Annotated in this window: 2 protein-coding genes; both read right to left on the reverse strand. The window is 41.5% G+C overall.

Annotated elements, in window-relative coordinates; all coding sequences use genetic code 11:
- Window positions 1-283 precede the first annotated feature (283 nt).
- Window positions 284-1,336: an IS91 family transposase gene (locus tag SP041_RS20585; protein WP_025564307.1), complete on the reverse strand. Its 1,053-nt coding sequence runs from the start codon at window positions 1,334-1,336 to the stop codon at window positions 284-286.
- Entirely contained in the window at window positions 1,333-2,220 is an 888-nt protein-coding gene (locus SP041_RS20590) for a site-specific integrase (protein WP_025564305.1), read from the reverse strand. Before SP041_RS20590 ends, SP041_RS20585 begins: the two co-directional genes overlap by 4 nt.
- Window positions 2,221-2,323: the final 103 nt, after the last annotated feature.

Here is a 2,323-nt window from a genome sequence, read left to right on the forward strand (position 1 = left end):
TAACAAACAAGAATAGGTGTCGCGCAGCCGACACCTTATTCGGGTGTTGGACAAGCCCGTTTGAGGTTGGTTTACTTATTATAGTAAATAGCGGTTTTTATACTAAAGGAATGTTGATGATTCAGTTTTCTGAGGGTGAGTCTCGCTAAGATACAATCGATAGCCCAATTATATCAGTGCCTTATATTTTTATGTTGAATGCCAATCAACCTCCTTTTATTACTTTGACCACTCTATTTTTCTGCCTGCCGATGAACTTATGAAGCTCAAGCGTAAAGAGACATTAATGACTCAGTCGTCCCATGCCCATAAATTGCATGATGTGCTGACAACAGGGACAAATGCAATTTATACGTTTCATCACATTTGGTGGTGTTGGCACTACCACTACATTCACGCCAAGCAATAACAGAATCTGTAAGCGTAATCGCTTCGCATTTCCCCTTAAAAACCCATAATCACGTACTCGCTGTAATCCTTTAGGTAACACATGTTGCAGTATCAACCATAAGAACTTAAGTACGGGTAAAGTGCGTGTCTTCATCAAATGGGTGTGACCTTCTTTATATCTAAACGTAACCTCTTCATCGGTTATGTGAATAATATCTTTGTCGGGTAACACGCCCCGATACAAATACCGTGATAAATATTGAAATGATGACAAGCCGAATCCTACCTTACGACAATCAACCACCCATTTATTGGGGATGTTGGTCGGTAGTGCTAACTGAGGGTGATGATTGATTGCCTCCATCATTCTGCCTCGCCAGACCTTAGCTAACGAAAAAGCATTAAACAGGTAGCGTTTATCCCCTTTATGCCATTGCTTCTTACTTGCATCGTAGCGACCAGAAGGAATAACAATGTGTAGATGGGGATGTAGTTCTCTTTTGCGATTGTGAGTATGCAGCACACTGGTAAAGCCTAAGTTGCCTTTATCCTCTCGTGATGCAAAGTCTTTTAGTAAATTCGATGTGATTTTAAACATCAATTGATAGAGGGCTTTGGGATGTTTTTGAGCAAGTACTCTGAACTGATAGGGTAAGGTAAAGGTCACCATAAAATAGTGTACGGGTAATAACTTATCGGTTTGTTTGGCTAACCAATTTGATGTGGTTTGATGCAAACATTGTGGGCAACTTCTGTTCCCACAGGATGCAAGGTGTTGTTGGTCATGCAGGCAATGTCCACAATGCCATTGGCTATAACGAGACTCATCCTGCTTACAATGCAACATGTCAATGATGGCGCGGCGAATATCTTGATTCAATAATCCACCATATTGTTGCTCCAGTTGCGCTTGATAGCGACCAAGTAGTGCAATAAATTGGCTCATGAGACCTCCCATTGAATGGCTAATTTATTAGTTAACTTATTCAGGGCGGTGACGTTATCCTTTTGTTTGAGTGGGGTAAGTTGTGTGTATTTCGCTGTCGTATTCAGGCTGTGATGTCCCAATAGTATTTGCAGGGAGCGTAGGTCAATACCTTGCTCTAAGAGATGAGTTGCAAAGCAGTGGCGCAGTGAATGAGGGCTAATATTTTTATTAATCCTCAGCTCAACAATCACTTTCTTCAAGGCTTTCTGCACACTGCCTTTATCCATTGGCACCTGTGTATTTTTACCAATACTTGGAAATAACAACTGAGGATGACGATGCGTTGACCAGTAGCAACGTAACGCAGAGAGTGTTCGTTTAGGTAAAGGTAGCAAGCGGTCTTTGCCTCCTTTACCTTCGCGAATATGCACTTGCATGGTATGGCTATCAATGTCGTTCACGGTCAAATCAAGGGCTTCACTTAAGCGTAATCCCATGCTGTACAAAACAAGAAAAAACACTTGATAACGCAACGCACGAGTGTGGCTAATCATCAAGCCAACTTGTTGTGGCGTGAGAATGTCAGGAATGTGTTTTACTTGTGGTGGTTTGACAATATTGAGCCATTCCCATTGTCTATCGAGAGTATGTTTATAAAAAAACTGTAGGCCATTACGGTCTAATTTTATGGTGCTCCATGAATGGGTTTGAATGAGTTGTGCAAAGTAGTTTTTTAAATCGGCTTTGGTTAATGTATCAGGTGGGCAGTCAAAGAAAGCACTTATTCTACGGACAGCTCTCGAGTACGCGTCAATGGTAGCGGGTCGCATGCCTTGCAGTGTTAGGTTGGTCAAATGTTGTTGATATAAAAGGTCAAAGTGTTGTTGTTCTGAAGTGTTCATCGCTTATACTCCTATTATTCATCACGAGGACGTGATGTGGATAATAAGTATGAACGTTATTGGTCTTTTGTTTTTCTGCCGCACAGCGGCTTCGTTCAACAAG

Source organism: Psychromonas sp. SP041 (assembly GCF_000470315.2).
Classification (GTDB): Bacteria; Pseudomonadota; Gammaproteobacteria; order Enterobacterales; family Psychromonadaceae; genus Psychromonas.

What these genes read in the sequence shown, in the direction of transcription:
- SP041_RS20585 (WP_025564307.1), bottom strand. Translation starts at nt 1,336, where the DNA reads ATGAGCCAATTTATTGCACTACTTGGTCGCTATCAAGCGCAACTGGAG.
- SP041_RS20590 (WP_025564305.1), bottom strand. Translation starts at nt 2,220, where the DNA reads ATGAACACTTCAGAACAACAACACTTTGACCTTTTATATCAACAACAT.